Source organism: Streptomyces sp. NPDC002785 (assembly GCF_040295565.1).
In the GTDB taxonomy this organism is placed as follows: domain Bacteria; phylum Actinomycetota; class Actinomycetes; order Streptomycetales; family Streptomycetaceae; genus Streptomyces.
Map to the genome: position 1 here is coordinate 79364 of NZ_JBEOVN010000001.1, position 25171 is coordinate 104534.

Below are 25171 nucleotides of genomic sequence, written 5' to 3' on the forward strand. Positions count from 1 at the left end.
TCAGGCCACTGACCGCACCGCCCCGCGTCATCATCCGGCCCGCCGTGCGAGCGCCAGGCGCGACCGCGTAAACGCTGCCGCGAGCGCCCCGGCCAGCAGCGGGATGCACACGACAAGCAGACCGAGGGTCTCCCAGGGCAGCACGATCGGCGTGTACGCCGACTGCGTGGGATCCATCCGCATCACCTTCAGCGCCTCCCGCAGGTCGATGAGGCGCAGTGCCACCGCGGGCACCAGGCCTGCCAGTGCGCCGAGCACCACACCTGTGAGCGCCACCACCACGCACTGGAAGCCGGACAGCCTCCGCCGCACGCCCGGAGTCGCACCCACCGCGCTGAGCGTGTTGAGATCGGCTTCCGCGTCCGCCTTGGCGAGGCCCGTAGTGATCGCGGCCGCGCCCAGGGTCACCACTCCGGCGAACAGGGTCAGGATCAGCAGGAGGGTGTCCTCCTCCCGCTGGCTGGGCCCGTGGTCGGACTGCACCCAGATGCCGCCGCCGGCCTGATCGATGGCACCGTAAACCCGCTGGTCCTCGGCGGACGTCGGCGCATGGGCGACGGCATACACGCTCCCGGACACCCTGGTGTGCAGGCCGAGCCGCTCTGCGGTCTTCTCCGGAAGGATCATGCGGATTCCAGGGGTGGCGGCGTACTTCGCGGGGGCCACGTACACCTTCAGCTTGTCCACAGTGGTCCGCGCCTTGCCCGGGTGCAGCTTCCAGCTCTTCCTGTCCTTCTCGCTGTACTGGTGGACCGCCTTGACGGTGACCTCGCCGTTCTTTGCGTACGCCGGGTTGAGCAGCACCGGTGTGCCCGCGGCCAGCGCCTTGGCGGCTTCGGGGTCGTCGAGCTTCACATACGTGTCGAGCAGGGCCGCGTCCGCGACGACGATGTTGCTCTCATCGGTGTTGAAGACACCCGACTCCTTCAGGTCGAGGCAGGCGGGGGAACTCATCAGCTTCTTGTGCTCGTCGGCGGAGAGCCGCGCGGCGAGTTCCTCGGCTCCCTTGCCGGTGAGCGGGCAACTGTAGGCCGCGCCGGTGGGCTTGACCAGTTCCAGCGAGCCGCAGTGGCCCTCCTCGTAGATGTTGCAGTCGCTGCCTGCCCAGACCCGCCGGAAGTCCGCGTGTTTGCTGGTGACGGCCATGTTCCGCTCCACCGCTGTCCGAGCCAGAGGAAGGTGCTCGGCCGCCTTCTCGTCGGCGGACGAGACGACGATGGTCCCCTTGGCGAGCGAGGGAATGTAGTCGTATTTCGCCTCGGCCGAATGGCTGGCCATGTATGTGGCGATGGCGACCGAACCCGCGACGGCCGCCATCACCGCGGCGACCGCGGGGGCGGTACGACCGCGGTTGCGGGCCGCGTCGCGCAGCGCCATCCGGGGCGAGAGCGGCAGCCTCTTGCCGAGCCGCCCGAGGAAGCCGACGATCACCGGGATGCAGGCGAGCAGCCCGAGTTCGGCGGTGATCGAGCCGCCGGCGACCAGTGCCGAATCTCCGCTGGTGCCGCCGAGGACGGCGACGGCACAACCGATGGCCAGCATGCAGACGCCCAGGATGGGCAGCACCCGGGAGGAGCGGCGGACGCCGCGCCGTCCTGTGAGCGACTCCAGTACCGACTGCCGGCTCGCCACGATCGCCGGGGCGAATGCCGCCAGGAGACCGGTGATCAGGCCGAGCGCGGCGATGGCCAACAGCTCTGTGGGCTTCAGGGAGAGGGAGCCGAAGCGTTGCCCGGCCCAGTCTTCGATCATGGGGCGGAACGCCGCGGTGAGCCCGAGTCCGGCCACCACACCGGCCACGGCCCCGGTGCCGCCGAGCACCAGACCGCCGCCGAGCACCACGGCCCGGACATGGCGCCTGTCCCCGCCGCAGGTGCCGAGCAGGCCGAGCTGACGGCGGGAGCGGCGCGCGCCGACGGCGAAGGCCGGTCCGGCGAGCAGCACGATCTCCAGGACCGTCATGGCGATCACGGTGATGAGGGCCGTGCTCAGCTCCCCGGAGCTGTCCGAGTACGTGTCGGAGGTCTTCTTGGCCAGCGGGACCTCGGAGTCCGGCGGCGGGTCGAGGACGACCTGGCGGGACTTGACGAGGATGCCCGACTTATTGGCCTCCATGATGTGCGGCCAGGTCACCCCGACCGCTTCGGGGCCTTTGACCAGCCAGCTCTTGGGGCCGGCGTTCGGCGGCAGCACCTTCTTGTCGTGGTCGGCCTTGGCCTTCCACGGCGCGATGACCGCTCCCGGGTCGGCGTACAGGGCCTCGGCCGGCAGCTCGTCGGGCCGCTCGACCACTCCGGTGATCGTGTACTTCTCACCGGAGTTGCGCAGGGTGGTGGACGAACCGATTTGCAGCCCGGTCGACTTGAGGAACGGCTCGGTGGCGGCCATCTCGCCCTTGCCGTGCGGGTAGGCGCCGCGCACCAGGTCGATCTTGCCGCGGGCCAGCTTGTCCGATGTGCGGAACTCGTAGACGTCGGTGTTGGCGATGCCGTACGCGGTGGTGATACTCGCCGGGACGGACTGGATGCTGATCGCCCGTGAGCCCTTGGGGAACGTGGTTCTGATGTCGACCGAGGGGCTGTCGTTCTCCAGCCCCCCGCCTTCGATGTCGAGGTACATCTCCCCGTCGGGCATCTGCTCGATGGGGCCCATCTGCGGGTCGCTGAAGAGAGCGTCGGCGGAGCCCATCTCGGCCGTCAGCTGCTCGGCGGTGGTCGGTGTGACGCTGCGGTACGTCACGTCGAGGGCCGTGACCCCGAGTACCGGCACCGCGATCATCGCGACCACGAGTGCGCTGCGGCCCTTGGCGCGCATCGCATCGCGCCTGGCTATCCGGAGGGAGGCGCGCCAGCCCGTGAAGACGCTCACTTGGCGCCCTCGGCGGCCAGCAGCGAGTCGGCACCGGCGGTGAGCGTCTCGTCGACGATCGAACCGTCGCGGAGGAAGACCACCCGGTCCGCCCAGGCGGCGAACCGCGGTTCGTGCGTCACCATCACGGCGGCCGCACCCTGGTCGCAGCGTCTGCGCAGCAGCGCGAGCACGGCCTCGCCGGTCTCGGAGTCGAGTGCCCCGGTCGGTTCGTCGGCGAGCACGAGGCGCCGGTCCCCCACCAGCGCACGGGCTATCGCGACGCGCTGCTGCTGGCCGCCGGACATCTCGTCCGGGAACCGGTCGGCGATCTCCAGGAGCTTCAACTCCTCCAGCGCCGCCCGTGCCTCCTTGCGGGCCTGGCGCACGGAGACCCCGTCGAGCTCGCGCGGCAGGGCGATGTTCTCGGCGGCGGTGAGTGCCGGGATCAGGTTGTAGTCCTGGAAGACATAACCGACGCTGCGGCGGCGCAGGGCGGCGACGCCCTTGCGGCCGAGGCCGGAGATGTCCTGGCCTTCGATGATGACCTGGCCGCTGGTCGCGGTGTCGAGACCGCCCGCGATGGTCAGCAGGGTGGACTTGCCGGAGCCGGAGGGGCCCATCACGGCGACGAGTTCACCCGTGTGCACGGAGAGGTCGATGCCGCGCAGGGCCTGCACCTCGGCGATGCCGGTGCCGTGGGTGCGGGTGAGTGCTCGGAGTTCGAGCACCGGTGCGGGGACCGACAGCGGCGAACCGGACGAGGACGCGGATCGGGAAGGGGCGCGCGAGGACATGGTGGGTGGTTCCCCCCTTGGAACGGGTCTTGTGGGGCCGACGCCGGACACCGAAGCCATTCGTGGCTGGCGCCGGGTGCGTACGTGGCGGTTAGTGGTTGGCACCGGGTGCGTACGCGGCAGTCCGTGGCCGGCGCCCGGTGCGTATGTGGATGGCCTGAGATCAGTGCCGGTTTCCGAGTGGACTGTGGTCAGCGCCGGGTGCGTGGACGGGCGGTACGGGCCGGGGCGCGGCTGGTCGTACGCACCTCGGGCTCCGGCTCCGTGGCGGCGGCCTCGGCGAGGCGGACCAGCCGCGACTCGCAGTGGTCCAGCCAGCGGGCCTCGGCCTCCGCCTGGAAGATCAGCTGCTCGAGTACGAGCAGCCAGGCGACCTCGTCGCGGTTGGCCGGGACATCGGCGAGGGCCTGTGCCTTGAGGCGGGTGTAGTCCTGCATCGCCTTCACGGTGTGGTGGCGCTGGGACTGGATGACGGCCCGGATGTCGACACCGGGCGCGCCGACCGCCATGGCGAGCTTGATGGCCAGCTCGTCGCGCGGCGGGTTGTTGCGGTCGACGGGCGTGTCGAACCAGCTCCGCAGCTCGGTGCGGCCGTCGTCGGTGATCGCGTAGAGGGCGTGTCCCTGGTCGTCCTCGTCGTCCTGGACGACCAGGCCGTCGCGCTCCAGCCGGCTCAGTGTCGTGTACACCTGGCCGACGTTGAGCGGCCAGGTGGAGCCGGTGCGCGATTCGAATTCGGTGCGGAGCTGGGAGCCGTATCTGGGCCCCCGCTCCAGCAGGGCCAGTAGCCCGTGGCGGATCGACATACTGAGTATGTATACCGAGTATGTTGCTTCACGCAAGTCCCTGCCGGAGTGTGTGGGAGCTGGTGGGAGGCCGGTGGGCCGACTCAGTTCGGGCGGCGCAACCGGAATGCCAGGAAGCCCAGCCCCACTCCTATCAGTGCGATTCCGGCGCCCAGGGACACCCGCTGCACCCGCTCACCGGCAGGCCCGTCGAGTGCCTGCGGATGGAGCCGACCGGCTTCGGGGGACGCGCTCGCCGCCGGTGTCCCGGCGGTCACCGGCGCGGGGTCGGTCGCCGGGGGCCGCGCGTCGGGCTCGTCGAACGAACCGTCCGCGGGCGCGAGCTCCCACGGCAGGAGTTGCCGCCCGGGCCGGAGTCGCCCCTCGCCGGCCTCGCGCCCGGCGAGCGGGGGCTGCGCTTCGGGAGGTGGCGACCCTGCGTACGCGGTGGTGGAGGAGGGGGCGGAGGAGGGTGAGGCCGAGGGGGAGCCGGAGGCCGGGGAAGAGGGCGCAGGGGATGATGCCGGGGGCGCGGGGGCGGCCGCGGCGCCCACCGAGGGAGTGGTCATCGGTACGGCCGAAGGAGTGGCCGAATCCTTGCCTGACGGTTCGACGCCGGGGGTGGTGGAAGGCGGGTCGGAAGGGCCGGCCGGCGTGGTCGGGGGCGGCGCCGCCGAGGCGTTGGCTGCCCCCGGCGTCCCACCGGGGGTACGCCGGTCCGCGTGCGCCACGCCAGTTGCGCCCCCCAGCGCCGCGCCCGCCGTCAATATGAGGCAGGCCACGCACCTCGTGGACCGTGAGGGGAGAAGTCCTGGAGCCATGCGGCCAGCGTCACATGTGGCGATATGTCCAGCATCTCGGATATGTGACGGCCTTAAGGGGTGCCGTCACGTGTATGCGGCCCGGGAAGCCCGCCTTCTCACGTACCGAGCCGCCACTTCCGTGCACCCGTGTACCCGTCTACCCGTGTACACGTCCGCTCAGGCCGGGTCGCCCGTCGCGATGCGCAGCTCGAAGTGGGCGCCTGTCTTGGACACGGCCGTCCCGGAGGTCGGGAACTGATCGACGACCTGGTCCTCCGCGTACGCGTTCCCCGGCACCTTGATCTGCTTGATCGTCCAACCCGCCGCGTCCGCGCACGCCTTCGCGGAGAGGATGTCCTTGTAGAGGAAACTCGGTGCGTTGACCTTGCTCGGGTCGTCGTTGTCCTCCAGGGCGTCCGTGCAGTCATCGGTCTTCATCGTCCGGTTCCGCTCCGGATCCTTGTGCTCGCTCGCGGCCGGCGATTCGTTCGCGGAGGAGCCACCGCCCGTATCCGAGTTCTTCAGCGAGAGCACCGTGATCAGCCCGCCGATCGCGATCAGCGCGACCACGATCGAGCCGATGATCACCGGCGTGTTCCGCTTGGAGCCGCCCGCGCCGGAGCCGGACTGCGGCTGCGGCGCGATCGTGTAGGGCGGCGGGGTCTGCTGCATGGGGGACATCGGCGCCTGGCTCTGGTATGCCGGAGCCGACTGCGGATAGCCGTACGAGGGAGCCGGCGTGGGTGCCGGGGTCGGCGGACCGTACGGCCCCGACCGGGCGCCCGACTGGTACGGGCCCGGCTGGTACGGCGTCTGGACGTTCTGCGGCGCCGGGGTGGACTGGTCGACCGGCGGGAAGACCGCGGAGCCGACGCCCGAGCCGCTGTTCGACGGTGCGCCGCCGCCGGTGACGATCATCGGGGCGCCCGTCTGCCCGCTCGCGTTCAGCACGCGCGCGATCTCGTCCTGCATCGCCGCGGCGCTCGGGAAGCGCTCGTTCGGGTTCTTCTTCAGCGCACGCGCGACGAGCGCGTCCATCGCGGGAGTGATCGACCGGTTGATGGTGGAGGGCGCGACCGGCTCCTCCTGGACGTGCGCGTACGCGATGGCGAGCGGCGAGTCCGCGTCGAACGGGATGCGTCCGGTCAGCAGCTGGAACAGCATGATGCCGACCGAGTACAGGTCGGAGCGCGCGTCCACCCCGCGGCCGAGGGCCTGCTCGGGGGAGAGGTACTGCGGGGTGCCGACGACCATGCCGGTCTGCGTCATCGACGTGACGCCCGACTGCATGGCGCGGGCGATGCCGAAGTCCATGACCTTCACGACACCGCGCTTGGTCATCATCACGTTTCCGGGCTTGATGTCGCGGTGGACCAGGCCCATCTCGTGGCTGGTGTCCAGCGCGGCCAGCACATCGGCCGTCACCTTGAGTGCCCTGTCGGCAGGCATCGCACCGTAACTCCGAATGTCCGCCTGGAGCACTGAGCCGAGGGGCTGCCCCTCCACGTACTCCATGACGATGTACGGCATCAGCGCGCCGCCGAGCTCGTCCTCGCCGGTGTCGAAGACCGAGACGATGTTGGTGTGCTGCAGTTTGGCGACGGCCTGCGCCTCGCGCCGGAACCGCTCACGGAAGGACTGCTCGCGGCCCAGCTCCGTGTGCAGCGTCTTGATCGCGACCTGGCGGTCCAGCGCGGAGTCGTACGCCAGGTATACGGACGCCATCCCGCCCTCGCCGAGCAGGTCGCGAAGCTGGTACCGGCCGCCGGCGACCGCACCGCCCGCATAGCGGCCCTGAGCGCCGTGTGCGCCGTCCTGGCTCATGACTTGCTTCCCCCTCGGCGCGCGAATGACGCGATGATCTTCATTACGCGCCAAGTCTGCCCGAGGGGTACGACACGTCAAGCCAGGTGCCCGTTCCGTGACCCTACGCACAAGAAGCGTCTCGGAAGCGTTACAGGAACCGCATGGAATTTGCGCGCGCGGCACGCCGGCCGGTTGGATGACGCGTCCGTCCCGGGGACGGGGTGTCCGGCGGAGGCTGTAGCGTGACGTGGCAATGCAGCTAGACACCGTGAGAACCCGCGGACGCGCGGACAGATACGACGGCGAGGACTGATGGCACCCGATTCCGAAGCAAACGGCGGCGGAGTTTCGGATGGCACCGACTCCTGGGGCGTCGACGGCGTCGTCGGTGACGGGCGTTACCGGATGACCCACCGGCTCGGCCGGGGCGGCATGGCGGAGGTCTTCGCGGCCGAGGACGTCAGGCTGGGACGTACGGTCGCGGTGAAGCTCCTGCGTTCCGATCTCGCCGAGGACCCGGTCTCCAAGGCCCGGTTCACGCGCGAGGCACAGTCGGTCGCGGGCCTCAACCACCATGCGATCGTCGCCGTGTACGACTCCGGCGAGGACGTCGTGGGCGGCCAGACCGTCCCCTACATCGTGATGGAGCTCGTCGAGGGCCACACCATCCGCGATCTGCTGCTCGATGCCGAGGCCCCGCCGCCCGAGCAGGCGCTGATCATCGTCTCGGGTGTGCTGGAAGCCCTCGCGTACTCGCACCAGCACGGCATCGTGCACCGTGACATCAAGCCGGCCAACGTGATCATCACGAACTCGGGCGCCGTCAAGGTGATGGACTTCGGCATCGCCCGTGCGCTGCACGGCGCGCAGTCGACGATGACGCAGACCGGCATGGTCATGGGCACGCCGCAGTACCTCTCCCCCGAGCAGGCGCTGGGCAAGGCCGTCGACCACCGCTCCGACCTCTATGCCACCGGCTGCCTGCTGTACGAACTCCTGGCGCTGCGGCCCCCGTTCACGGGTGAGACGCCGCTCTCCGTGGTGTATCAGCATGTGCAGGACATTCCGGTCCCGCCGTCCGAGGTTTTGGGCGCGGTGCCGCCGGAGCTGGACGGGCTGGTCATGCGCTCGCTCGCGAAGGACCCGGACGACCGGTTCCAGAGCGCTGAGGAGATGCGCGGCCTCGTCCAGTACAGCCTGCAGATGCTTCAGGTGCAGGGCGGCCACACGGGCGCGTGGAACACCGGCCCGGTCGCGATGCACGAAGGCGGACACACCCCGGCCATGGGCATGGCCGGGGGCACGATGGCGATGAGCCAGCCGCAGCACGGGGACACCTCGCAGGGCCCGATCCTGCCGCCGATGAACCCCGACGACGGTGGCTACGAAGGCGGACACCAGGGCGGGGGCGGTCGCGGCAAGCTGTGGCTGTTCGTCGTGCTCGCGCTGATCGCGATCGGCGCCGGTGTCGCCTTCGCGGTCAGCGCGGCGAAAGACACCGGCAAGCAGCAGGAGAAGAAGCCCGTGCCGGCCTCCAGCTCGCCGTCCCCGTCGAAGACTTCGCCCTCGCCGAGCGACAAGCAGAGTGAGGGCGGCCAGCTGCCGGAGAACTCCACCGGCAACCAGCAGGACTCACCGCCGAAGAAGCACTATTCCCCGCCCTTCACGCCGAGCCATTCGCCCGAGGCGCCGTCGACCGAGCCGTCGAATCCGGCCACGGGTGGCACCACCGACGGCGGCACGGGTGCGACCGACGGCGGCACCGGGGCGACGGACGGCGGCACCGGGGCGACGGACGGCGGCACGGGTGCGACGGACGGCGGCACCGGTGCGACGGACGGCGGCACCGGTGCGGCCGACGGCGGCACGGGTACGTCGACCGGAACCTCTGCCGGCGCGGCCGGTGCGGCCGGCACCACCGCGGGTACCACCGTCCCGTAACCGCGCAGAGCGTTCACGGGGTGAGCTCACCCCGTGAACGCTTCGCACACCGCCTCGTACTCGCGCGTCCACCAGACCGCCAGGGCCGACACCGCAGGGAACTGCGGGTCGGCCCTTCGGTCGTGCAGGCAGTATCGCCAGCGCAGTATCCAGAAGTCGTTGAGCCGCTCCCACCACACCCGGTGCACCGCCGCGGCCAGTTCCGCCGCCCCCGCCCCGGCCGCCCGCCGGTAGGCCCCCGCGTACGCCCGTACCTTCTCCAGCTCCAGCTGCCCGGCCGGCTGTACGAAGAAGATCGCCGCGGCCCGTACCGCCTCCTCCGCGCGCGGCTGGACCCCCAGCCGGTCCCAGTCGAGGATCGCGACCGGCTCCGTGCCCCGGTAGAGGACGTTCAGCGGGTGGAAGTCACCGTGCACCCAGCCGGTGGCCGGGATGTCGGGTGTGGGCGGCCTGCGGGCGGCGTGCTGTTCCAGCAGGATCCGCCGCTCCAGGAGGCGGTGCTCGGCCAGCTCGTCGAAGGAGTCCCGGGGGCGGCGCCCGCGCGCGGCCGTCAGCAGGTCGTCGATCAGCGCGAAGGTGTCGGCGGGGTCGGGGCTCCGGTATCCGCCGGACCGTTGCGCGAGCCCCGTGCCCGCCTCCATGATCTGTTCGAGTCCGATGTGCACCGCCCCGAGCAGCGCTCCGAGCCGTTGCGACTGGGCTGCGGTGAGCTGGGCGCCGGCCCGGTGCAGTCCGTCGACCCAGGGGTGCAGGGCGTAGCACCGCCCGCCGATCTCCGTGACCGTGTCGCCCTCGGTGTCCTCCACGGGCGGGGCGACGGGCACGCCGAGTGACTGCAGCCGCTGGGTGGCGCGGTGCTGGCGGACGATCGTGGCGCGGTCACCGGTGGAGTCGTCGAGGTGATGCTTGAGGAAGTAGGAGCCGCGGGTGGTGGAGACGCGGTAGCCGTGGTTGAGCAGGCCCTGGGTGACAGGCTTGCAGGTGAGGGGCTCACCGGCATCCGGGTAGCGGCGCAGCACCTCGTCCACCGGAGGGACGGGAGGACGGGGCGCGGCCGAACGGGGCGCGGATGAGCACAGCACCTCGCCGGCCGGCGGAGCAGACGGAAGGGTTACAGATGAGCGCGGCACTCGCCAGATGTTAGATCACGCTGCGTTGCGGATCGGTTGACTTGCGTGGAAGCCCAGGGTGTGCACGGAGACGAAGTGCGGGTCGACCCCGAGGTAGGCCGGGGCGAAGGGCTCCCCGTTCACCTGGACGGGGGCGGCACCGAAGCGCTCCCGTTGTTCGGGGGTCGGGTGCACGATCTCGGCGGGGCCGGTGAACTGCACGGACCACAGCTCGCCGTCGTCCGCCGAGCGTGCGGTGTTGAAGTTGTCCGCTCCGTACGCCACGACCGTGCCGTCGAAGGCCTCGTGGTAGCCGAGGCCGCTGTGCATTCGAAGAACGATGTGGCCGTCGACCACGATGTGGCGGGCGACCGCCAGTATCGGGAGGGCCCGCATGCTCGTCGCCAGCCGGCCGTACGGGACGTGGCCGAGCAGTTCGATCGCGTGGAGTTCCTCAGAGGGCATGTCCTCCACTCTCCGCCACCGGGGAGGCCTGAAAAAGAGGCCGCGGCCCCAGGTGGCCCAGGACCAAAGTCCCGAGGATCACCGAGGACCGCGGCCGCTCCGTGCACGTCCAGGTCCTACCGCCACGCGGCGCTCAGCCCTTTTCCGCCTGCAGCCTGGCCACGTACGCGGCGGCCTGCGAGCGCCGTTCCATGCCCAGCTTGGAGAGCAGGCTGGAGACATAATTCTTGATCGTCTTCTCGGCGAGGTGCAGCCGCTCGCCGATCACCCGGTTCGTCAGCCCCTCCCCGATCAGATCGAGGATCTTGCGCTCCTGATCGGTGAGACCGGCGAGCTTGTCGTCGCTCCGGCCCTTCTTGCCGTCGCGCAGCCGCTCCAGCACCCGGGTGGTCGCCACCGGGTCCAGCAGCGACTTCCCGGCCGCCACGCCCCGTACCGCGCTCAGCAGTTCGCTGCCGCGGATCGCCTTCAGTACATATCCCGACGCGCCCGCCATGATCGCGTCGAAGAGCGCCTCGTCATCGGCGTACGAGGTCAGCATCAGGCATTTGATGTTCTCGTCCCGGGAACGGATCTCCCGGCAGACCTCCACCCCGCTCCCGTCCGGCAGCCGCACATCGAGCACCGCCACATCGGGCCGGGTCGCGGGGATGCGGACCAGTGCGTCCGCCACCGTGCCGGCCTCGCCGACGACCTCGATGTCGTCCTCGGCGGAGAGCAATTCATGGACTCCGCGCCGGACGACTTCGTGGTCATCCAGCAGAAAAACAGTGATTTTTCCTTGTTCGCGCACAAAATGCAGTCTCACACACTCGCCTCTTCCCTGCCGCCGAACGGCGGGATAACGTGCCGTTGTTCCGGCGGCCTGCAAGGCTGTTCCCAGTGCTGTGACCAGCGAAGTTCCCGACTTTTTCGATTTACTTGGAAATCCAAGCAAAATCGCAGGTCAGATAGGGTTTCGCAGTTATACGGCGTACTGGGTAACGTGCTTTTGGCAGGGTGCTCGCCGGGGCACCTGTCACGCCTGTTCCCGGACCGAGCGGCACCCACCCCGTGCACGGGTACGGACAGGCGAGCCGCACTGGCTTCCCGGCAGACCCCGGGGGCCGGACCGACGGAGGAGCACGCACGTGACCGTGGAGAGCACTGCCGCGAGCAAACCGCGACGCAGCAGTAAGCGGACCAGCGCCGTGAAAACGCCCGCTAAGACGTCCGCAAAGACGCCCGCCAGGACGCCACAGAGTTCCGAGCCCGAGCTCGTGCAACTGCTGACACCCGAGGGCGAGCGGGTGGAGCATCCCGACTACCAGATCGACCTGACCGCCGAAGAGCTGCGCGGTCTGTACCGGGACATGGTCCTGACCCGCCGCTTCGACGCCGAGGCCACCGCCCTGCAGCGCCAGGGCGAGCTGGGCCTGTGGGCCTCGCTGCTCGGCCAGGAAGCCGCCCAGATCGGCTCCGGCCGGGCCCTGCGCGACGACGACTACGTTTTCCCGACCTACCGGGAGCACGGCGTCGCCTGGTGCCGGGGCGTCGACCCGACCAATCTGCTGGGGATGTTCCGCGGTGTGAACCACGGTGGCTGGGACCCGAACAGCAACAACTTCCACCTGTACACGATCGTCATCGGCTCGCAGACCCTGCACGCCACCGGCTACGCCATGGGCGTCGCCAAGGACGGCGCGGACTCGGCCGTGATCGCGTACTTCGGCGACGGTGCCTCCAGCCAGGGAGACGTCGCAGAGTCCTTCACCTTCTCCGCGGTCTACAACGCCCCGGTCGTCTTCTTCTGCCAGAACAACCAGTGGGCGATCTCCGAGCCGACCGAGAAGCAGACCCGTGTCCCGCTCTACCAGCGCGCGCAGGGCTTCGGCTTCCCCGGCGTCCGGGTCGACGGCAACGACGTACTCGCCTGTCTGGCCGTCACCAGGTCGGCGCTGGAGCGGGCCCGCCGTGGGGAAGGGCCCACGCTCGTCGAGGCGTTCACCTACCGCATGGGGGCGCACACCACCTCCGACGACCCGACGAAGTACCGGGCCGACGAGGAGCGGGCCTCCTGGGAGGCCAAGGACCCGATCCTGCGGCTGCGTACGTACCTGGAGAAGCAGGGCGCGGCCGACGAGGCGTTCTTCACCGCGCTGGAGGCGGAGAGCGAGGCCCTCGGCAAGCGGGTGCGTGAAGCGGTACGGGCGATGCCCGATCCGGACCCGATGGCGATCTTCGATCACGCCTACGCCGACGGGAACCCGCTCGTCGACGAGGAGCGCGCCCAGTTCGCCGCCTACCAGGCATCGTTCGCCGAGGAGGGCAACTAGCCATGGCCATGGAAAAGATGTCCATTGCGAAGGCTCTCAACGAGTCGCTGCGCAAGGCTCTCGACACCGACCCCAAAGTCCTCATCATGGGTGAGGACGTCGGCAAGCTGGGTGGGGTCTTCCGGATCACCGACGGACTCCAGAAGGACTTCGGCGAGGACCGGGTGATCGACACGCCGCTCGCCGAGTCCGGCATCGTCGGTACGGCGATCGGCCTGGCCCTGCGCGGCTACCGGCCCATCGTGGAGATCCAGTTCGACGGCTTCGTCTTCCCCGCGTACGACCAGATCGTCACGCAGCTTGCGAAGATGCACGCCCGGGCGCTCGGCAAGATCAAGCTGCCGGTCGTCGTGCGGATTCCGTACGGCGGCGGCATCGGCGCCGTTGAGCACCACAGCGAGTCTCCCGAGGCCCTGTTCGCGCACGTCGCGGGCCTGAAGGTGGTCTCGCCCTCGAACGCGAGCGACGCCTACTGGATGATGCAGCAGGCCGTCCAGAGCGACGACCCGATCATCTTCTTCGAGCCGAAGCGCCGCTACTGGGACAAGGGCGAGGTCGAGACCGACTCCATCCCCGGTCCGCTGCACCGGGCCACGGTGGCGCGTACGGGCTCCGACCTCACGCTCGTCGCGTACGGCCCGATGGTGAAGGTCTGCCTGGAAGCGGCCGCGGCCGCGCAGGAGGAAGGCAAGTCGATCGAGGTCCTGGACCTGCGCTCGATGTCCCCGATCGACTTCGACACCATCCAGACGTCGGTCGAGAAGACCGGCCGACTTGTTGTGGTCCACGAAGCGCCGGTGTTCTACGGCTCCGGGGCCGAGATCGCCGCCCGGATCACCGAGCGCTGCTTCTACCATCTGGAAGCACCGGTGCTGAGGGTCGGCGGCTATCACGCCCCGTACCCGCCGGCGCGGCTGGAGGACGAGTACCTGCCGGGTCTCGACCGTGTGCTCGACGCCGTCGACCGCTCGCTGGCGTACTGAGGACTGGGGCGTGACAACGATGACCGACACTTCCAACGCTGCTCGCTTCCGTGAGTTCAAGATGCCCGACGTGGGCGAGGGACTGACCGAGGCCGAGATCCTCAAGTGGTACGTACAGCCCGGCGACACCGTCACCGACGGCCAGGTCGTGTGCGAGGTCGAGACGGCGAAGGCGGCCGTGGAGCTGCCGATTCCGTTCGACGGGGTGGTGCACGAGCTGCGCTTCCCCGAGGGCACGACCGTCGACGTCGGCCAGGTGATCATCGCGGTGGACGTGGCGCCGGGCAGCGGTGACGCGGCCCCGGCCCCGGCTCCCGAGCCGGTCGCGGAACCGGAACCGTCGGAGCCGGAGGCTCCCAAGGGCCGTCAGCCCGTCCTGGTGGGTTACGGCGTCGCCGAGACCTCCACGAAGCGGCGCGCCCGCAAGGGTGCGGCGGCGGTGCCCGCCGCGGCGGCCGCGATACAGGGCGAGATGAACGGCCGCGGCGCCGTGGTCCCGGAGAGCCGGCCGCTCGCCAAGCCGCCGGTGCGCAAGCTGGCCAAGGACCTGGGCATCGACCTGGCCACGGTCGTTCCGACCGGCGAGGGCGGGATCATCACCCGCGAGGACGTGCACGCGGCGGCCACGCCCGTACCGGCACAGGCCCCCATCGCGGTGGAGGCCGAGCCGGTCCCCGCCCCGGAGGCGCCGGCCGCCGTCGTCGCGGGCGCGCGGGAGACCCGTATCCCGGTCAAGGGTGTACGCAAGGCCATCGCGCAGGCGATGGTCGGCAGCGCGTTCACGGCTCCGCATGTCACCGAGTTCGTGACGGTCGATGTCACGCGCACGATGAAGCTCGTCGCGGAGCTCAAGGAGGACAAGGACATGGCGGGGGTGCGGGTCAACCCGCTCCTGATCATCGCCAAGGCCCTCCTGGTCGCGATCAAGCGGAACCCGGAGGTCAACGCCGCCTGGGACGAGGCCAACCAGGAGATCGTCCAGAAGCACTACGTGAACCTGGGCATCGCCGCCGCCACCCCGCGCGGTCTGATCGTGCCGAACATCAAGGACGCGCACGACAAGACCCTGCCGGAGCTCGCCGAGGCGCTGGGCGAGCTGGTCTCCACGGCACGGGACGGCAAGACCTCCCCGGCCGCGATGGCGGGCGGCACGGTGACGATCACCAACGTCGGTGTCTTCGGCGTCGACACGGGCACTCCGATCCTGAACCCGGGCGAGTCCGCGATCCTGGCGGTCGGCGCGATCAAGCCTCAGCCGTGGGTCCACAAGGGCAAGGTGAAGCCCCGCCAGGTCACGACGCTGGCTCTGTCGTTCGACCACCGCCTGGTCGACGGCGAGCTCGGCTCCAAGGTCCTTGCGGACGTCGCCGCGATCCTGGAGCAGCCGAAGAGGCTGATCACCTGGGCGTAGGGGTTTTGGCGGTACGTGTGCCTTCGGCGGTACGTGTACGAGGTGGGCCCGCGCGGAGTTCGCGCGGGCCCACCTGTGCGTCCGGCCTTTGCCGTACGGCGAGTTCGGCGAACACGGCCTTGCCGACAGGGCGGGGCGGTAGCTGTAGCAGTAGGTGAACATCGCCCTGCCCGCGAAGCCGCCCTTGTACATGCCCTGCGGTCCGTACGTGCCGGGGATGGCCGGTGGCTGCGAGAAGACGAAGACACCGCCGGGGCTGAGCCGTTGGCGGACGAACGGGAGGAGGCGGCCCGGGTCGGTGAACCAGGCGGCAAGGCCAGGTTCATCCGAGGATCCGGATCAGTGATTGGGGTGGGTGCGGCGTGCGGTGTGTGCGGGCCGCCCGACTGCGGCGTACCAGACCAGGGCCGCACATATGAAGGCCGTCGCCGCGGAGACCAGTGACCTTGTGAGGGTGTCGCTCCGTGCGCCGGAAACGAGGGCGACGGCCAGTGCCAGCGTCAGGGTGATGACGGGCAGCGCACGGGGGCTCCGCGTGGCGCCTGGCGCAGCGGCTGGCGGCAGCAGCCAGGTTGCGAGGCCGTAACAGGCACAGGCCAGCAGTGTCGCTCCCAGCACTTCGCTGGGCCGGTGGCCGCCCATGGTCGCGCTGGCGGCGGCGATGCAGGCGAGCCACAGCACACCGGCCGTGGCGACGTAGGGGCGGATGCGGGGGGAAACCACGAGGACGGCGGCGAGGGTCAGCGCGGCGGGGATGGCCGTGTGCCCGCTGGGAAAACCCTGATCAAGGAGATTCTCGCGCGCGCCCACCAGATCGGGGCGGGGCATGGTCGATTTGAACACCTCCTTGCCTCCGGTCGTGAGAATGACGACCCCGAGCGCCGCGCACCCCTGCCGCCAGCACCGCCGCACCAGGGTGAGGACCACGATGACGGCCAGGCCCGCCATCAGGGTGGGCTTGGCGCTCAATTCCATCGGCGGCAGGGGCGTCGAGCCGTAGGCCGCTCCTGACAGAGGGTAGATCCATGCTTCTTCGCCGCCCTGTTTACCGAGATCAAACAGGGCGTTCTCAGCTCGTTGCCCCCACGGGGTGCAGATGGCGAGCAGGTAGACCGTCAGGAACCCCAGGGTGTACAGCAGAGCCGGCATCCACGGCCGTGTCGTACGCGACGGGCTGGGGTCGTCGGGGGCCTCGGGGGCCTGCCTTGAGGCCCCCGGACGGTGCGCGGGCAGGGACGGAGAATCGTGCTGAGTCATCGCTCTGTTTCTTCCGTTGGGGGGAGTTCGGTCACGCACGTCTTGCGGCACGACGTGGGCCGCCGGGCTTGGTCGGCCCACCGGGGGTCCGCTCCTATTCGGCGAGTGCCTGCCCCTGTCGGCGCTGGGCGGTGAACGCCAGGGCGGGGAGGGGTGCAATCAGCAGGATGAGGACGACCAGGTCCGGAAGGGACTGCATGAACGCGTCCGGCTGGATGACGATCGCCTGTGTGCGGATGAACGCGTACGCCGCGACGGGGATCAGCCACCGGTAGTCACCGGTGGAGGCCGTCGCCGCCCACGCGGCGATCAGCGCAGCGACTTCGAGGGTGAACAGGCCGCGTTGGAAGGCCGGACTGATGGAGATGATGTGCAGGGACCCGGCCACGGACATGGCGAGCACGACGGGGACCAGCCAGCGGTACGAGTGGCGCCGCAGCCGGGCTGGACGGCAGGCCGCCAACACGGCGCACGCGGTGCACAGGACCCCGGACAGCACCAGGTCATGGGCCGTTATCGGGGCGCCCAGCCCGTAGTAGCCCAGGCCCGCCTTGCCCTCGTCGCCGAAGAGCGCATTGCTGTTGAACGTGGCACCGGCGTAGATCATCGCTGCTGCGGCCGGCAGGGCGATCCACGGCTTGCCACGCAGCAGGGCGATCAAGCAGACCAGCGGAAGCAGCCCGTAGGGCAGGAGCTGTGTCTGCGTGCCGGGACCTTGCGCCCACGGGTACCAGCCGGAGAAGTGGAAGGCGATGGCATGCCGGCCGGGATCGATGTGCAGTGCCCAGTGCCACACATCCTGCAGGTACGGCACCAGCGCCAGCGCGGCGAGGACGAGAGCGGTCAGATGGATGCCGTCCAGCCACCACGGCCGGGCCGTGTCGTCGACGACGGCACGGGCGCGGGCCTGCACCCCGGCACGGACCAAGGCGACAACCTCCCGCGGCGGGGGCCAGGAACGGCCGGGGTACGCCTCGGACAGGCAGGTCAGCAACTCCTTTCCCTGCCGGGAGCGGTAGGGCTCGGGGTAGGCCGCGAGCAGCAGACGGTTCATGCCGGGGCCACCCCGGCATCCCGCGAGCGCCCGAGGACGACAGCCGCCGCCTGCCGCATCCGCAGCGCCTCCCGGCCGAGTGCCTCGGTGCCGTCCTCCGTGAGCCGGTAGTAGCGCCGCGCCCGCCCGTCCACGATCTCCTCGCCGCCGGCGGCCACCAGCCCGGCCCGCTCCATCCGCTCCAGCGCGCCGTAGAGAGTGCCGACAGCGATCCGGAGCCGCCCATCGGTGGCCTGCTCGGCAGCCTTGATGATGCCGTAGCCGTGCAACGGTCCATCCATGAGCGCAGCAAGGATGAAGTACTGCGGTTCCGTCAGGGACGGGCTCTGCCGGGTCATGCGCCGAGTATATATCGAGCTACGAAATATACTCGCGGTCTTGGGTGGTCACCGGCAGCACCTCCAGGCCCGCGGCGAGCGTCACCCTCGTTGCCTGATGGGCCCAGAGGCGTGCGGCGCACAGGAAAGGGCCCGGCGCACTCGGTGATGTGCGTCGGGCCCCTCGCTGCCGTGGCCGGCGGGACTACTTCTTGAAGCTGTAGTCCATGATCTTCTTCATGTCGGTGGTACGGGTGGTCGCGTTCGTGGCGGACAGCACGGTGCCGATGACCGTCTTGCCGTTGCGGGTCGCGGCGAAGACCAGGCAGTACTTGGCCGCAGGGCCGGAACCGGTCTTCACGCCGATTGCACCGCTGTAGCTGCTGAGCATCGTGTTGGTGTTGGACCACGACATGTAGCGGTAGCCACCGGACTTCGTGGTGACCTTCTGCTTGGTCGACTTGGTCTTCACGACCGTGCGGAACGTGGAGTTCTTCATCGCGCTGCTGGCGATCTTCGTCAGGTCGCGCGGCGTCGAGTAGTTCGAGCCCTTGCCTATGCCGTCGAACGAGTCGAAGTGGGTGTTCGTCAGGCCGAGGGACTTGGCGGAGGCGTTCATCTTGCCGATGAACGACTTCACACGGGCCGCGCGAGTGGTGCCGGAGCCGAACTTGTCGGCCAGCGCGTACGCGGCGTCGCAGCCGGACGGCAGCATCAGGCCGTACAGCAGCTGGCGGACGGTGACCTTGTCGCCCACGATCAGGCGGGCCGACGAGGCGGTGTTGGAGACGATGTAGTCGCTGTACGCCTTCTGGATCGTGACCTTGGAATCCAGGTTGAGGTTCTTCTGCGACAGGACGACCTTGGCCGTCATGATCTTGGTGGTGGAGCCGGTGGAGCGACGGGTGTCCGCGGCCTTGCCGTACAGGGTCTTCGCGGTGCCGTTGTTCATCACGTAACCGCCCGAGGCGGTGATCGTGGGAGTGGGCGGCGTCGCGGCCTGCGCCGTGGAGGCGAAGACGCTGCCCGCGATGACGGCACCCGCGGTGAGGGTCACGGTGGCAGTGGCGGTAACGCGGCTTATGCCCTTAATGCCGATTTTCAACTTGAACGCTCCAAATGCCCCTGGAATGCGGCCACATGAGGGTGCCGCTCGATGGTGAGACTCATGAGGCGGGTAAATGGATGTACCGATTTCTGGGGTGTATTCGGGGCGTATCCAGATGACCCTGGTGGTGTCAGGGGTTGCGAGCTGCTGCCGGTTTGCTGCACTGAAGTGAGCGGGAGTGGGTCCTGTCGGTGGGTGTGTGGGGGTGGGAACGGGGGTTCTGGGGCCGAATGGGGTCTGCGCGCCACCAACTGGGTGGAAGGCGTGGAGGAGAGTGCGGCGTACACCGAGCTGTTCGCACGTACCTGCGCCATGAGCCTGTCGCCGTGCGACTCGATGCCTCGTTGCGAGCATCGCCAAAGGGATGAACGAATGACTGAGTTCTGCTTCAGAAGGTCCAGCTACAGCGAGCCGAACGGCGAATGCGTCGAGGTGGCCCGCAACATCCCCCACACCGTCGCTGTCCGCGACTCCAAGAACGTCACCGGCCCCGTCCTCGTCCTCACCGCCGCCGCGTGGGATGCCTTCCGGGACGGGCTCCGGCAGTCCTGACGGTCGTACGGACACACAACACCGCGCCCCCGCTACGGATGGGTCAGGACGTAGACCGGTGACACGTCCACCGTGCCGCCCCGGGAGCGGATGCAGGCGTGCTTGCGCATGAACCGCAGGCACTCGTTCACCCGGTGCACGGTGAGGCCGGTGCGGTCGGCGATGGACTCCAGGGGCTGGGACAGCGCGCCCTCCGCCGCGAGTACGGGGGCGATGGTGACGGCGACCGCCCAGACGTCCTCCGTCACGGACATGCGTGACCTCCAGTCGTCGAGGACGGCCTCGGCGGTGGGGCGGACCGGCTGCGGTTGTGGCGGTACGGCCGCATGGGCCTGGATCGGGGCGCCACCGCCGGCGAACAGGGTGTCGAGACGGTCGGCGATCCGTTCCAGCGCGCGTGCCGTGGCCCGCTGTGCGAGGAGCGTCTCGTGCTGTGCGGCTGCGAACTGCTCGTCCAGCCTGATGTTCCGCTCTTCGAGCCGGACGATCGCGTCGGCGACCTGAGCCGGCAGTGCGTGGACGACGGGCGCGGTCACAGCCGGTTCCGAGTTGGTCGGTCGAGGACTGTCGAGACCGTAACCACCGTCCCGCTGGACCGCGACGATGACGTCGACGACCCACTCCTTGAACGTTCGGCACGAGAGCTTCGTGCAGCCGTTGACGAGGTGGATCAGCCCCCGCAGATCGATGACTTGCAGGTCTCGACGCCACTCTCTACCTGCGGGAACGCTGAGACCATAGCCTCCAGTTACAGTCTCGAGAAAGTCCCGGTGGCTCTTGGGCACGTGGTCATTGAGCGCCTTTCGTGAGTTGGCGTAACCCAACTGCCCGCACACGTCCACCGCCGGAAACCAGCGCTCTCCGTCCGGCATGGTCAGCCGCCGGATCCGGGCCCCTGTCGCCCCGTACACGAAGTCGTTGATGTCGATCGCGTCACGCCGTGCGGGTGTCCGCCCCGCCGCGTCGGCCACGTCCGGTGTGTTCTCCGTGGTCATGTGAACCACCTCCGTGACGGAACGTAAAGCGGAGCAAATCGAATGTGCCACTGGAAGTAAAAATGTTCATCACTACGGGGAGGCCTCTCGGGGTTTCGCTCGTCAGGATTCCGGATGAGCGAAGCGTATGTACGCATGTTGTATCTATGCTGTGTGCATGCCTGCCGCGCCCCCTGCCGTGAAGCCCCCTGCGAACCCCGCCGTGAAGTCGGCCGTGAAGTCCTCCGTCAAGCAGCCCCCCGCCGCCGAGCGCGTCTACGCCCATATCAAGGGGGCGGTCCTGGACCGCCGCTACGAGGGCGGCACGCTCCTCACCGAAGGTGATCTCGCCCAGGCCGTCGGTGTCTCCCGTACGCCCGTGCGTGAAGCGCTGCTGCGGCTGGAGGTCGAGGGGCTGATCAAGCTGTATCCGAAGAAGGGCGCTCTCGTTCTCGCCGTCTCCGCGCAGGAGATCGCGGATGTGGTGGAGACCCGGCTGCTCGTCGAGGAGTTCGCGGCCCGCAAGGCCGTGCCCGCCTCTGCGCAGTTGATCGAACGGCTCGAAGAACTTCTCGAGGAACAGCGGCAGTTGGCCGAGGCCGGGGATCTGGCCGCCGTGTCCGTGAAGGACCGGTGCTTCCACGCCGAGATCGTGCGCAACGCGGGCAACGACATTCTCTCGCGCCTCTACGACCAGCTGCGCGACCGGCAGTTGCGGATGGGCGTCGCCGTGATGGAGGCGCACCCGGGCAGGATCGCCGCCAACATCACCGAGCACGGTGAGCTGCTGGAGGCGATCAGGTCCGGTGACGCGGACGGTGCCGCACAGGCCGTGCGGCGTCATGTCAGCCGGGTCAAGGTGCTGGTCAGGGGTGAGGACCGGTGAGTTCTGCCGCCGCTCCCACGCTGTCCCTGCCCGGAGATCCACCCGGTGGCCGGCGTGCCGTGTGGGTCTGGGGCACTGGCGTCGCCGTCTACTTCGTCGCCATCATCTTCCGCACCAGCCTGGGCGTTGCCGGACTCGACGCCGCCGACCGGTTCCACGTCAACGCCTCCGCGCTCTCCACGTTCTCCATCCTTCAGCTGCTCGTCTACGCGGGCATGCAGATACCTGTCGGCCTGATGGTCGACCGGCTCGGCACCAAGAAGGTCCTCACCCTCGGGGCCGTTCTGTTCACCCTGGGGCAGCTCGGTTTCGCGCTCTCCCCCTCGTACGGCATGGCGCTGGCGTCCAGGGCGCTGCTCGGCTGCGGCGACGCGATGACGTTCATCAGCGTGCTGCGGCTCGGTGCCCGCTGGTTCCCGGCCCGGCGCGGTCCGCTGATCGGGCAGGTCGCCGCGCTCTTCGGGATGGCGGGCAATCTCGTCTCGACGCTCTTCATCGCGCGGGCCCTGCACGGATTCGGCTGGACCACCACCTTCGTGAGCAGCTCCGCCGCCGGGGTTCTCGTCCTCATACTTCTGCTGCTGTTCCTGAAGGACCACCCCGAGGGCCACGAGCCGCCGCCCGCCGAGCACGCGGGCGCCGCCTATGTACGCAAGCAGATCGCCGCCTCCTGGCGGGAGCCCGGCACCCGGCTCGGTATGTGGGTGCACTTCACCACGCAGTTCCCGGCCATGGTGTTCCTGCTGCTGTGGGGGCTGCCGTTCCTGGTGGAGGCGCAGGGGCTGAGCCGGTCCACCGCCGGTGAGCTGCTCACCCTGGTGGTGCTCTCCAACATGGCGTTCGGGCTGGTCTACGGGCAGATCATCGCCCGCCACCACGCGGCCCGCGCCCCGCTGGCCCTCGGGACGGTCACGGTGACGGCCCTGCTCTGGGCGTCGACCATCTTCTACCCGGGCATCCGTGCGCCGATGTGGCTGCTGATCGTCCTGTGCGTGGTGCTCGGCGCGTGCGGTCCCGCCTCGATGATCGGCTTCGACTTCGCACGGCCCGCCAACCCGCCGGAGCGCCAGGGCACCGCCTCGGGCATCGTGAACATGGGCGGCTTCATCGCCTCGATGACCACCCTGTTCGCCGTCGGCGTGCTGCTGGACGCGACCGGCGACAACTACCGGATCGCGTTCGCCTCGGTCTTCGTACTGGAGGCGCTCGGAGTCGTACAGATTCTGCGGCTGCACTCGCGGGCCGCGCACCGCGAGCGGGACCACCATGTGATCAGCCGCGTGGAAGCCGTGCACGTACCCGCGTAACGCGCCTGTCGCGTCGGATCGGCGGCGCGCCCGTCCTCGCACGACGGGCGCCGCCGACCACGGTGGCGCGGCGCTGGGGGCCCTACGGCGTCACGGCGAAGTTCTGCAGGATCGCCTCCGCCAGATCCTGGTCACCCTCGACCTTGATCCGGTCCGCGACCGCACCCGCCCGCACCCGCCCGCAGGCGAGGCGGAAGTACGTCTCCCAGTCCATCGCCAGCGTCACCGCGGGCCCGAGCGACGGCGAACCGTCCACCGAACCGCGGCCCTCCGCATCGACCCTGACCGTGCGCAGGAACTCCACCGGCCCGTGCACATCGAGCACGACCGCCGAATTGGCCGGCGCGCCTGCGTCCTTGGCGACCACCTTCGGCAGCGCGGCGAGCAGTGTGTCCCGGACGATGGAGGCGCCGGGGGAGTCCAGATTGCCGGGCTGACCCAGCGTCGCCCGCAGATCCTGCTCATGCACCCAGACGTCGAAGGCCCGCATCCGCAGTGCCAGTTCGAGGGTCTGCTCGGCGGCGAGCGGTGCCCGGACCATGGTCTCGGGGTCACGTGTCTCGTTGCGCAGCTGACGTGCGCGGCGAATGATCGTGTACTCCAGCTCGGAGGTCATCTCCGGCGCGGTGTGGTGACGCCGCACATCGACCTGCATCTCCATGTAGCGAGCGAAGTCGTTCTGCACATGGTAGAGATCGCGCGGCAGCGTGTGGATCGGACGCGGGTCGCCGAGCTGCTCGCACTCCATGCCAATGACATGAGAGACGATGTCACGCACCGACCAGGCTGGGCATGGCGTACGGCGGTTCCACTCTCCCTCGGCGAGCGGCTTCACCAGCTCGGCTATCGACTCGATGGAGTGGGTCCAGGCATCGGCGTAGGTCTGGAGGCTGGGATGGACGGTCACGTGACCCCTCGTGCGGTTCTGCGGTGCATGGGCTGGAGTGCTGGGCGCGGGCGGCGGGCTGCGTGGGAGGTTCGATCGCTAAGTTACGCTGCGAGCAGGCACCCCGGCAGTGCTTTCGTGTGACGATCGTAGGCCTGTGTTGACGGCTCGAATGCCAGGACGGTGGTAGTGTGCGCGCCTCCCTCATCCAGATCGCAGTAGACCCGGACGAATCCATCAATTCCCGTAGGCAACGCGCAGCTTCGCTGATTGCGGACCAGCGCGGTGCGGATCTGGTGGTTCTTCCCGAACTCTGGCCGGTCGGCGCGTTCGCGTACACCGCCTTCGCGGCCGAGGCCGAGCCGCTCCAGGGGCCCACCCACGACATCATGGCGAAGGCCGCGGCCGATGCCGGGGTCTGGCTGCACGCGGGCTCCTTCGTCGAGCGCGCGGCCGATGGCACCCTCTACAACACCGCGCTCGTCTTCACACCCGAGGGCGAGCGGGCCGCCGCCTACCGCAAGATCCACCGCTTCGGTTTCGACAAGGGCGAGGCGGTCATGATGGGCGCCGGTGAGGAGCTGGTCACGGTCGCTCTGGCGCAGACCACCCTGGGTCTCGCCACCTGTTACGACCTGCGCTTCCCGGAAATGTTCCGTGGACTGGTGGACGCGGGCGCCGAGACGCTGATCGTCACGGCGGGCTGGCCGGAGCGCCGCCGCACCCACTGGACGCTGCTGGCCCAGGCCCGCGCCGTCGAGAACCAGTCGTACGTCCTGGCCGTCGGCACCGCGGGCACCCATGCCGGAATCCAGCAGGCCGGACACAGCATCGTCGTCGACCCCTGGGGCGAGGTACTTGCTGAAGCGGGCGCGGACGAGGAGGTGCTCACCGTGGAGTTCGACCCGTCGAAGGTCGCCGCCACGCGTGAGCAATTCCCGGCGCTCAAGGACCGGCGGCTGGGACTGGCCCCGCCAGAGGCGGGCAAGTAGGCACGTTTCACGTGAAACGCGCCGAGGTCAGCCCTCGTGCTCCTTGTCCGCGAGCACGATGACGCACACTGATACGGCGATGAGCAGTGCCACGTCGGCGTCCTCCCGTACGACATCGATTCCGTACGTGTCCCGGACGGTCAGCCAACGTCGCGAGATCTGGGCCAGCAGTTCCCCGTCGTAGTCGACGGCGAACTCGCGGTCCAGGATCTTGCCGCTGACATCGAGTTCGGTGCCGTCCACCAGCGTGACCCGGTAGTGGTTGCGCAGCAGCGACAACCGCTTGCGCTTGATCCTGGCGAGCTGTTCGCCGTCGCGCTCGATGAGCATCGTGTCGCGCAGGCTGAGAAGCTTCTGCCGGATCTCGACCAGGATCCGGCCCTGCGCGTCCTTCAGCTCGAAGGTGTCACGCATCCGCATGGCCTTGCCGTCGACGAGGAAGGCCTTGCGGCCGTCCGCGTCCTCGATCCAGTAGTCGTCACCGACAGCGAAGAGCCGTTCACGCACCAGGAATCTCATGGCCCACAGGTTCCCCCAAGACCGTCCGGAATGCGTGCGAGCCACGGTGATGTTGAC

The 25171-nt window shown here is 69.3% G+C and carries 23 protein-coding genes and 1 pseudogene; 8 read left to right on the forward strand and 16 right to left on the reverse strand.

Annotation, left to right across the window (positions count from 1 at the left end; all coding sequences use genetic code 11):
- Window positions 1-30: 30 nt before the first annotated feature.
- From ABTZ94_RS00385 to ABTZ94_RS00405, 5 genes are all read right to left on the reverse strand, one after another.
- Window positions 31-2868 carry an FtsX-like permease family protein gene (locus ABTZ94_RS00385; protein ID WP_351195970.1) on the reverse strand — a complete coding sequence of 946 codons (2838 nt, stop codon included), beginning with the start codon at window positions 2866-2868 and terminating at the stop codon, window positions 31-33.
- Window positions 2865-3644 carry an ABC transporter ATP-binding protein gene (locus ABTZ94_RS00390; RefSeq protein ID WP_351195972.1) on the reverse strand — a complete coding sequence of 260 codons (780 nt, stop codon included), beginning with the start codon at window positions 3642-3644 and terminating at the stop codon, window positions 2865-2867. Before ABTZ94_RS00390 ends, ABTZ94_RS00385 begins: the two co-directional genes overlap by 4 nt.
- A 191-nt stretch (window positions 3645-3835) precedes the next feature.
- Window positions 3836-4450: a PadR family transcriptional regulator gene (locus tag ABTZ94_RS00395; protein ID WP_351195974.1), complete on the reverse strand. Its 615-nt coding sequence runs from the start codon at window positions 4448-4450 to the stop codon at window positions 3836-3838.
- Window positions 4451-4533: 83 nt separating this feature from the next.
- A complete protein-coding gene (locus tag ABTZ94_RS00400) occupies window positions 4534-4998 on the reverse strand; it encodes a hypothetical protein (protein WP_351195976.1) in 465 nt (154 codons plus the stop codon).
- 411 nt (window positions 4999-5409) lie between these two features.
- Entirely contained in the window at window positions 5410-7056 is a 1647-nt protein-coding gene (locus tag ABTZ94_RS00405) for a protein kinase domain-containing protein (protein WP_351195978.1), read from the reverse strand.
- Between the two features lie 294 nt (window positions 7057-7350).
- Here ABTZ94_RS00405 and ABTZ94_RS00410 point away from each other — a divergent pair, with 294 nt between their 5' ends.
- Complete coding sequence (locus ABTZ94_RS00410; RefSeq protein WP_351195980.1) at window positions 7351-8979, forward strand: protein kinase domain-containing protein; 1629 nt, start codon at window positions 7351-7353, stop codon at window positions 8977-8979.
- Between the two features lie 26 nt (window positions 8980-9005).
- Here ABTZ94_RS00410 and ABTZ94_RS00415 read toward each other — a convergent pair whose 3' ends face one another.
- From ABTZ94_RS00415 to ABTZ94_RS00425, 3 genes are all read right to left on the reverse strand, one after another.
- Window positions 9006-9998, reverse strand: coding sequence for a phosphotransferase (locus ABTZ94_RS00415; protein WP_351196128.1), 993 nt, complete (start codon window positions 9996-9998; stop codon window positions 9006-9008).
- A gap of 126 nt (window positions 9999-10124) precedes the next feature.
- Window positions 10125-10553, reverse strand: a complete 429-nt coding sequence (locus ABTZ94_RS00420; RefSeq protein ID WP_351195982.1) for a pyridoxamine 5'-phosphate oxidase family protein — start codon at window positions 10551-10553, stop codon at window positions 10125-10127.
- A 133-nt stretch (window positions 10554-10686) separates the two neighbouring features.
- Window positions 10687-11346, reverse strand: coding sequence for a response regulator (locus tag ABTZ94_RS00425; protein WP_351196130.1), 660 nt, complete (start codon window positions 11344-11346; stop codon window positions 10687-10689).
- A gap of 337 nt (window positions 11347-11683) precedes the next feature.
- Here ABTZ94_RS00425 and pdhA point away from each other — a divergent pair, with 337 nt between their 5' ends.
- The 3 genes from pdhA to ABTZ94_RS00440 are packed head-to-tail and all read left to right on the forward strand — an operon-like array spanning window position 11684 to window position 15262.
- A complete protein-coding gene (gene pdhA / locus ABTZ94_RS00430) occupies window positions 11684-12868 on the forward strand; it encodes a pyruvate dehydrogenase (acetyl-transferring) E1 component subunit alpha (RefSeq protein WP_351195984.1) in 1185 nt (394 codons plus the stop codon).
- Between the two features lie 2 nt (window positions 12869-12870).
- Window positions 12871-13851 (forward strand): alpha-ketoacid dehydrogenase subunit beta, encoded by a 981-nt coding sequence (locus ABTZ94_RS00435; RefSeq protein ID WP_351195986.1) that lies wholly within the window; start codon window positions 12871-12873, stop codon window positions 13849-13851.
- A 10-nt stretch (window positions 13852-13861) separates the two neighbouring features.
- A complete protein-coding gene (locus ABTZ94_RS00440; RefSeq protein ID WP_351195988.1) occupies window positions 13862-15262 on the forward strand; it encodes a dihydrolipoamide acetyltransferase family protein in 1401 nt (466 codons plus the stop codon).
- A 117-nt stretch (window positions 15263-15379) separates the two neighbouring features.
- Here ABTZ94_RS00440 and ABTZ94_RS00445 read toward each other — a convergent pair.
- From ABTZ94_RS00445 to ABTZ94_RS00465, 5 genes and pseudogenes are all read right to left on the reverse strand, one after another.
- Window positions 15380-15574, reverse strand: a pseudogene (locus tag ABTZ94_RS00445) (SAM-dependent methyltransferase); the annotation flags it as partial.
- Window positions 15575-15601: 27 nt separating this feature from the next.
- On the reverse strand, window positions 15602-16519 hold the full coding sequence (locus ABTZ94_RS00450; protein WP_502967151.1) for a phosphatase PAP2 family protein: 918 nt from the start codon (window positions 16517-16519) through the stop codon (window positions 15602-15604).
- A 94-nt stretch (window positions 16520-16613) separates the two neighbouring features.
- Window positions 16614-17573 (reverse strand): hypothetical protein, encoded by a 960-nt coding sequence (locus ABTZ94_RS00455; RefSeq protein ID WP_351195991.1) that lies wholly within the window; start codon window positions 17571-17573, stop codon window positions 16614-16616.
- Entirely contained in the window at window positions 17570-17911 is a 342-nt protein-coding gene (locus tag ABTZ94_RS00460; protein ID WP_351195993.1) for a PadR family transcriptional regulator, read from the reverse strand. Before ABTZ94_RS00460 ends, ABTZ94_RS00455 begins: the two co-directional genes overlap by 4 nt.
- A gap of 184 nt (window positions 17912-18095) precedes the next feature.
- The gene (locus ABTZ94_RS00465) at window positions 18096-18995 is read right to left on the reverse strand and encodes a D-alanyl-D-alanine carboxypeptidase family protein (RefSeq protein WP_351195995.1); all 900 of its coding nucleotides are present in this window, start codon (window positions 18993-18995) and stop codon (window positions 18096-18098) included.
- Between the two features lie 375 nt (window positions 18996-19370).
- Here ABTZ94_RS00465 and ABTZ94_RS00470 point away from each other — a divergent pair, with 375 nt between their 5' ends.
- Window positions 19371-19550 carry a DUF397 domain-containing protein gene (locus ABTZ94_RS00470; RefSeq protein ID WP_351195997.1) on the forward strand — a complete coding sequence of 60 codons (180 nt, stop codon included), beginning with the start codon at window positions 19371-19373 and terminating at the stop codon, window positions 19548-19550.
- A gap of 32 nt (window positions 19551-19582) precedes the next feature.
- On the opposite strand, the gene ABTZ94_RS00475 is transcribed toward ABTZ94_RS00470, so the two are convergent.
- On the reverse strand, window positions 19583-20545 hold the full coding sequence (locus tag ABTZ94_RS00475; RefSeq protein WP_351195999.1) for a BRO-N domain-containing protein: 963 nt from the start codon (window positions 20543-20545) through the stop codon (window positions 19583-19585).
- Between the two features lie 157 nt (window positions 20546-20702).
- Here ABTZ94_RS00475 and ABTZ94_RS00480 point away from each other — a divergent pair, with 157 nt between their 5' ends.
- Entirely contained in the window at window positions 20703-21410 is a 708-nt protein-coding gene (locus ABTZ94_RS00480; RefSeq protein ID WP_351196001.1) for a GntR family transcriptional regulator, read from the forward strand.
- Window positions 21407-22717 carry an MFS transporter gene (locus ABTZ94_RS00485; RefSeq protein WP_351196003.1) on the forward strand — a complete coding sequence of 437 codons (1311 nt, stop codon included), beginning with the start codon at window positions 21407-21409 and terminating at the stop codon, window positions 22715-22717. Before ABTZ94_RS00480 ends, ABTZ94_RS00485 begins: the two co-directional genes overlap by 4 nt.
- Window positions 22718-22799: 82 nt before the next feature.
- Here the strand turns inward: ABTZ94_RS00485 and ABTZ94_RS00490 are convergent, their stop codons facing one another.
- Window positions 22800-23624: a maleylpyruvate isomerase family mycothiol-dependent enzyme gene (locus ABTZ94_RS00490; protein WP_351196005.1), complete on the reverse strand. Its 825-nt coding sequence runs from the start codon at window positions 23622-23624 to the stop codon at window positions 22800-22802.
- A gap of 170 nt (window positions 23625-23794) precedes the next feature.
- On the opposite strand from ABTZ94_RS00490, the gene ABTZ94_RS00495 reads away from it, so the two are divergent.
- Window positions 23795-24595, forward strand: coding sequence for a carbon-nitrogen family hydrolase (locus ABTZ94_RS00495; protein ID WP_351196007.1), 801 nt, complete (start codon window positions 23795-23797; stop codon window positions 24593-24595).
- A 27-nt stretch (window positions 24596-24622) separates the two neighbouring features.
- Here the strand turns inward: ABTZ94_RS00495 and ABTZ94_RS00500 are convergent, their stop codons facing one another.
- Window positions 24623-25114: an LURP-one-related/scramblase family protein gene (locus ABTZ94_RS00500; RefSeq protein ID WP_351196009.1), complete on the reverse strand. Its 492-nt coding sequence runs from the start codon at window positions 25112-25114 to the stop codon at window positions 24623-24625.
- Between the last annotated feature and the right edge of the window lie 57 nt (window positions 25115-25171).

Excerpts from the sequence above, each read along its gene's own strand:
- ABTZ94_RS00405 (WP_351195978.1), bottom strand. The coding sequence starts at position 7,056 with ATGAGCCAGGACGGCGCACACGGCGCTCAGGGCCGCTATGCGGGCGGT.
- ABTZ94_RS00450 (WP_502967151.1), bottom strand. The coding sequence starts at position 16,519 with ATGACTCAGCACGATTCTCCGTCCCTGCCCGCGCACCGTCCGGGGGCC.
- ABTZ94_RS00400 (WP_351195976.1), bottom strand. The coding sequence starts at position 4,998 with ATGACCACTCCCTCGGTGGGCGCCGCGGCCGCCCCCGCGCCCCCGGCA.
- ABTZ94_RS00410 (WP_351195980.1), top strand. The coding sequence starts at position 7,351 with ATGGCACCCGATTCCGAAGCAAACGGCGGCGGAGTTTCGGATGGCACC.
- ABTZ94_RS00460 (WP_351195993.1), bottom strand. The coding sequence starts at position 17,911 with ATGACCCGGCAGAGCCCGTCCCTGACGGAACCGCAGTACTTCATCCTT.
- ABTZ94_RS00455 (WP_351195991.1), bottom strand. The coding sequence starts at position 17,573 with ATGAACCGTCTGCTGCTCGCGGCCTACCCCGAGCCCTACCGCTCCCGG.
- ABTZ94_RS00500 (WP_351196009.1), bottom strand. The coding sequence starts at position 25,114 with ATGAGATTCCTGGTGCGTGAACGGCTCTTCGCTGTCGGTGACGACTAC.
- ABTZ94_RS00475 (WP_351195999.1), bottom strand. The coding sequence starts at position 20,545 with ATGACCACGGAGAACACACCGGACGTGGCCGACGCGGCGGGGCGGACA.
- ABTZ94_RS00420 (WP_351195982.1), bottom strand. The coding sequence starts at position 10,553 with ATGCCCTCTGAGGAACTCCACGCGATCGAACTGCTCGGCCACGTCCCG.
- ABTZ94_RS00435 (WP_351195986.1), top strand. The coding sequence starts at position 12,871 with ATGGCCATGGAAAAGATGTCCATTGCGAAGGCTCTCAACGAGTCGCTG.
- ABTZ94_RS00390 (WP_351195972.1), bottom strand. The coding sequence starts at position 3,644 with ATGTCCTCGCGCGCCCCTTCCCGATCCGCGTCCTCGTCCGGTTCGCCG.
- ABTZ94_RS00470 (WP_351195997.1), top strand. The coding sequence starts at position 19,371 with ATGACTGAGTTCTGCTTCAGAAGGTCCAGCTACAGCGAGCCGAACGGC.
- ABTZ94_RS00395 (WP_351195974.1), bottom strand. The coding sequence starts at position 4,450 with ATGTCGATCCGCCACGGGCTACTGGCCCTGCTGGAGCGGGGGCCCAGA.
- ABTZ94_RS00480 (WP_351196001.1), top strand. The coding sequence starts at position 20,703 with ATGCCTGCCGCGCCCCCTGCCGTGAAGCCCCCTGCGAACCCCGCCGTG.